At 38.9% G+C, this 6,146-nt stretch carries 4 protein-coding genes; all 4 read left to right on the forward strand.

Annotated features, from left to right (window positions below):
- The first annotated feature begins 19 nt into the window (after nucleotides 1–19).
- Nucleotides 20–136 (forward strand): hypothetical protein, encoded by a 117-nt coding sequence (locus DSM106972_RS56095; RefSeq protein ID WP_201800864.1) that lies wholly within the window; start codon nucleotides 20–22, stop codon nucleotides 134–136.
- Nucleotides 137–708: 572 nt separating this feature from the next.
- The gene (locus DSM106972_RS44225; RefSeq protein ID WP_127086673.1) at nucleotides 709–1,626 is read left to right on the forward strand and encodes a DUF2382 domain-containing protein; all 918 of its coding nucleotides are present in this window, start codon (nucleotides 709–711) and stop codon (nucleotides 1,624–1,626) included.
- Nucleotides 1,627–1,704: 78 nt separating this feature from the next.
- Nucleotides 1,705–4,851 (forward strand): MFS transporter, encoded by a 3,147-nt coding sequence (locus DSM106972_RS44230; RefSeq protein ID WP_127086674.1) that lies wholly within the window; start codon nucleotides 1,705–1,707, stop codon nucleotides 4,849–4,851.
- A gap of 200 nt (nucleotides 4,852–5,051) precedes the next feature.
- The coding region (locus DSM106972_RS54410; protein WP_233787966.1) for a hypothetical protein at nucleotides 5,052–6,146 on the forward strand (1,095 nt) is incomplete at its 3' end.

Consider the following 6,146-nt stretch of genomic DNA (forward strand, 5'->3'; position numbering starts at 1 on the left):
TATTGAAGAGGGTTTGCGAATGGGGAAGAATGCCAAATCGTTGTTTGCTCAAAGATGGGAAGACAACTGGGAGAAGTCAATATCTCAGTGGCGTGCTGAGTTAAATGTACAACCAGCTTCTGAACTTTCTTGCTAGATTTAGTGCAACATCTTGGAATATTAATTTAACTTACGTGGTTAATAATCTTGGTTCTTCCGGAAAAAGCGCGTGCGCTCATTTTAATCGCAGTCGGTAACTTTCCTTTAAAATCAAGGCAAACGCGGCGCTTATAGTCGTGCATTTTAGTTAGAATGCTTTTCTTGTAGTCAAAAATGTCTGTAATAAAAGCCTAGTAACAATTTCAAGCTCCTGATTTAATAATTTAGCACGCGCTTTGTACGGAAGAGCCGAAATCTATTTATTTCCCCCCGAATTCGCGGGGGTTAGGGGGGGATTACAATTTAGTATAGTATTACTATCCAAACGAGTTTATAACTTACATTTAATGCTAGAAAATAGTCACATATATTGCTATAATCTAGTCACAGCTTTACCAATTAAAATCTTCATAACCAAGTCATAACAAGATTTTATTTCTACCTTACATAGTTTTATCAGTCAAACAAATTTATAACTAAATAAGCTAATTAACTCATTCTTTAGAAAGATGTTTATAAGCAGTTATGTTCTTAAGTTTATAAGTGAAGTAAAGAAAAAGTAATAAAACAATGGCTCTTCATAAAATTAGTGATTATGATCCAGATTACCGCGATGCTATTCAAGGTAACGATATTAAAGGAATGAGTGTTTATACTCAGGGAAGTGATGATAAAATTGGTACAGTTAGTGATGCATTGGTAGATGACCAAGGAAAGTTTCGTTACCTTATCGTAGATGTAGGTTTCTGGGTTTTTGGTAAGAAAGTATTACTACCTATCGGTCGTGGCAAAATTGATTCTAAAACTGACCGCGTGTATGTCCAAATGACAAAGCAGCAAGCAGAAGATTTACCTGAATATAAAGAAGGTATGGCGCTTGATTTCGACTACGAAGAGCGGGTGCGTGGAGCATATCGCCCAGCAGCAGCTTTAGAAGCATCAGCACCTCTTGATACATCAGCTTCACTTGATGCGGCTTCTGTGGCGCCTGTTGTTAAAACTGCGGCTGTTGCAAATAGTACTCCTACTTATAGCCGTGATACTTACGACTATACACAAGATGCAGACTTATACGATACCAGCGTGCATGATGACCAAACCTTTAAACTTTATGAAGAACGCTTAGTTGCAAGCACACAGCGTCGTAAATCTGGGGAAGTAGCAATTGGTAAGCACGTTGAAACTGAGACTGCACGAGTTTCTGTACCAATTGAAAAAGAGCGAGTTATTGTTGAGCGAGTAACTCCTACCGATGCAGGCAGAGTAGTTTCTGCTGATGTCGCGACTTTCCGTGAAGGTGAAGTTGCCCATATGGAAATTTACGAAGAAGTTCCTGATATCCAAAAAGAAGCTTTTGTGCGGGAAGAAGTCAGAGTTTCAAAAGTTGTAGACCACGAAACAGTACAAGCAACTGAAACAATTCGCCGTGAAGAATTGGATATTGATACTGACGGGCGCCCTACTGTCAAAAAAAATGACCGCATGTAATTAGGTAGAGACGTTACATGTAACGTCTCTACATGCATCTATACGTGTTTCATTAAAATAAAAACTGAGGAAAATAGTATGTTCCAAAATGCATTAACTGCTTTGCAATTAATACAAATCCCGGTTAGAGGTGAAGTTTTAACAGCAGAAGAAGCTTCGTTAGTTTTTTCTGGGCCTAAATTTTTAGTAGCTTTGGTTGCTGGTATATTGATGGCATTAGCCTTTCAATTACTTTTGACCAATCTCTCGGTAGCTATAGGTATTTCGGCTATAGGAACAGGCTCAGGTTCAGATTCTGATGAGTCGGAAAGCTTGGGCAGTACAGTTCGTAAAGTTGAATCGACTGTAGGTTTATGGGCACTTATCACTGCAAGTATTGCTTTATTTGCTGCTAGTTTTTTAGCGGTAAAACTGAGCTTAATTGAAAACGCACTTTTAGGCGCCACTATTGGTGTAGTCATTTGGTCTGCGTTTTTTACGCTGATTATGTGGTTAGGTTCAAATGCTGTAGGTTCTTTAATTGGCTCGCTTGTTAGTACTGCAACTAGCGGTATGCAAGGAATTATGGGTACAGCTACTGCTGCACTTGGCGCCAATACAGCAAAACAGCAAATGGTTTCCACTGCTGAGGAAATTACAGCTGCTGTTCGACGCGAATTAACTTCGGGTTTTGATGCAGATAGTATTAAAAATACACTTTCTAGTTCCTTAAGCTCTTTACAAGTACCTTCACTAGATGTTAAAGAAATTCGCAATCAATTTGATAAACTTCTTAAAGATACGGATTTAGGGTCTATTGCAGATAGTGACTTGCTGAAAAATATTAATCGTCAAACGTTTGTTGATTTAATCAGCAGTCGCACAGATTTCTCTAAGGAAGATATTAATCGCATTGCTGACCAACTTGAAGGCGCCTGGAAGCAATCTTCACTTCAGCAACAAAATCCCACAGACCAAGTAATTAAATTACTTTCCTCCACCACACCACAAGATTTACAACCTGAGAAATTAGGTCAACGTCTTCAAGAATTGGTAACAGCAGGAGTTGGTAATGGTAAGCAAGGTAATGGTTTACTAAAGCAAGCGATTGAAGTTGGTGTAGGTAGTGCTTTACCAGTAGCGCTCAAAAAAGTAGACTTTTCTAATGTAGATATAGATAAAGTTACAAGTCAGTTGCAGCAGGTAGTAGGAAAAGCTCAAAATGTAGATATTGAGAAAATTACCTCACAACTACAAAAACTAAAAGACCAAGCCACTCAACAGGCAAGTCAACTAAGTAGTACTGTAGCTCAAAAATTACCCGCATCACCTACTAATACCATTAAAGCAGATGTCGAAGAATATATTCTCGATTCTTTGCCTTGGCATTTCAACCGCATTACTATAAGAGATGAATTCCAAGAAGTCATCTACGACCCCAACGCCAACCCCGCAACCGTTCGGCGCCAGTTAGAAGACCTCTCCGTTGATTATTTTACCAACTTGTTAAACCAACGAGGTGATTTGAGTGAAGCAAAGGTTAAAGAAATAGCGCAAGAAATGGAAAGTATCCGTACTTCCGTTTATGAAACGGTGCAACAAGCAGTAGCACGAGAAAAATCCCAAGACATTCGTACTAAAGTTGAAGATTATCTACGTTCAACAGGAAAAGCCGAACTTAGCCCAGAAGGTATTGAGCGAGATTTAAGCAAGTTGCTTGAAGACCCAGAAGTTGGGTTTGATGAGTTAAGCGCGCGTTTTAAAGAATTTGACCGCGATACCTTGGTGAAATTACTTGCTGTACGCGAAGACATTAGCGAAGAAGAAGTTAATAATATTGTTAGCCAACTCGAACGCACTCGCGATAATGTCTTAAATAAAGCCAACGAACTTCAAGAACAAGCAAAACAAAAAGCTTCACAACTCCGTCAAAGTGTCGAAGACTATTTGCGGAATACGAACCTTGAAGAACTCAACCCAGAAGGTATCGAGCGCGATTTTGGAAAATTACTCTCTGACCCCCAAGCTGGATTATCTGCTTTACGTGGAAGATTATCGCAGTTTGACCGCGAGACTTTGGTGAAATTACTAAGTCAACGTCAAGATTTGAGCGAAGAACAGGTCAACAAAACCATCGATAATTTGTTGTCAGTGCGCGAACGAGTTTTGCAAGCTCCTCAACAAGTAGCGGATAAAGCCAAAGAACAGTACCAAAAAACCACTACTACCATTGCTGAGTATCTTCGCAATACCAACTTAGAGGAACTCAACCCAGAAGGTATTCAACAAGACTTGCAAAAACTATTTGAAGACCCCAAAGCTGGCGCCAATGCACTAAGCGACCGACTATCTCAAGTTGATAGAGAAACGCTAGTTAAGCTATTGTCTCAAGCTGGGTTAAGCGAAGAGCAAGTTAATCGCACCATTGACACTACACAAGAAGCCATTAATAATATTCTCAAAGCACCACGGCGCCTAGCAAACCGCGCAACTAGAGGAGCTTTCGACTTTGAACAAAGTCTAGAAAAATACCTACGTAATACCAACAAAGAAGAACTCAACCCCGAAGGTATTAAGCGCGATTTACAGTTATTGCTATCTTCGCCCCGTGCAGGAGTATCATCTTTAGGTGAGCGTGCATCTTTAATCGACCGTTCGACAATTGTAGCTTTATTGTCCCAACGTGAAGATATTTCAGAAGAAGAAGCAAACCGAATTGTGGAACAAATCGAATCTGTTCGCAACTCAGTTGTAGAACAATTCCAACAAATTCAGCAAAGAGTCCAATCAGTCATTGATGGCGTTTTTGGTAAAGTTCGCGAATATCTCAACTCACTTGAGCGTCCCGAACTTAATTATGAAGGTATACAACAAGACTTTGCCAAATTGTTTGACGACCCGCAAGCAGGATTTGAAGCCTTACGCGGGCGCCTTAGTCAATTCGACCGTGATACCTTAGTATCAGTTCTCAGTTCGCGCTCTGATATTTCCGAAGCGCAAGCTAACAAAATTATTGATCAAATCGAAGCCTCACGCGATAGCGTATTGCATCGAGCCGAACGCATTCAACAGGAAACACAAAAACGTCTTAAAGCGATTAAAGAACAAGCACAAAAGCAAGCAGTAGAAACTAAAAAAGCTGTTGCAGGCGCCGCTTGGTGGGTATTTAACACCGCTTTTGTTTCTCTAGTAGCTTCCGCAATCGCCGGAGCAATAGCAGTAAGAGGAACTAACTTCTTTGTATAAAAGTTTTATAAGTTCATAGTAATGCCTCTCCTATGAGAGGCTTTTTTTAATATTTATGAACCAATAAGAACGACTATATATTACAACTAAAGTGGTATTAAAAAAAATATATTCTCTATCAAAAGAAGGGTTAAACTATTATCTTTAGTAGTTAAATTAACAAAAGGAATAATCTATTTTATTTAAGAAGCTAAAAAATTATGATTGAAAATAAGCAAGGATTTGATGCCTCACACAAAAATGCAAATGAAAAAGATAAAAATTCTGGATTAAATCCAGCGCTTATAGGTGGACTTATTGGGGGTACATTAGGTTCATTAGCTGCTGCTTTTGCTGGAAGAAGAATAGCTCAGGGCTTTAACCATACTACCAAAGGTCTAGGAGGCGCCGCCAAAACAATAGGTGGCGGTTTATTCCAGACAGCTAAAGGTGTAGGAGATGCAGTCAAAACTGTAGCTGAAGGAGCTACTCACGCTGTTATCGGTGGCACAATTGATACAGTACAAAATAATACCTTTAATTCTAATCAATCATTTCAGTATAAAACTGATACATCAAATTTCGGCGCCGTTAATACTAAGCCATTAGAAACTCCAAGCATTCAACACCTAAACCAACAGGTAATAAGCACCTTCCAAACAGAGGAAGCTAAAGACACTAGTTATAAAGTTGAGTATGGAACTAATACGTTAAATGATGGTGCCGTTGATATTGAGTCATTAGAGACTCCAAGTATTTTGGACGAAGACCAAGTAATTATAGACGCTTCGGGGACAGACGAAGTTAAAGATACTGATGATAAAGTTGAATATGCTACTGATACATTAAATGATGGCACCGTTAATACTGAGTCATTAGAGACTCTAAGTATTTTGGACGAAGACCAAGTAATTATAGACGCTTCGGAAACAGACGAAGTTAAAGATACTGATGATAAAGTTGAATATGCTACTGGTACTTTAAATGATGGCGCCGTTGATACTGAGTCATTAGAGACTCCAAGTTTTATAGATGAAGAACAACTTATAATTAGTGTCTTAGAAACTGATGAAACTAAAGATACTGATGATAAAGTTGAATATGCTACTGGTACATTAAATGATGGCGCCGTTGATACTGAGTCATTAGAAACTCCAAGTATTTTAGAAGAAGAACAACTTATAGTTAGTGTCTTAGAAACTGATGAAACTAAAGATACTGATGATAAAGTTGAAGATGCTACTGGTACTTTAAATGATGGCGCCGTTGATACTGAGTCATTAGAGACTCCAAGTGTTATAGATGAAGAACAACTT

Origin of the sequence: Dulcicalothrix desertica PCC 7102, assembly GCF_003991905.1 — a bacterium.
In the GTDB taxonomy this organism is placed as follows: Bacteria; Cyanobacteriota; Cyanobacteriia; order Cyanobacteriales; family Nostocaceae; genus Dulcicalothrix; species Dulcicalothrix desertica.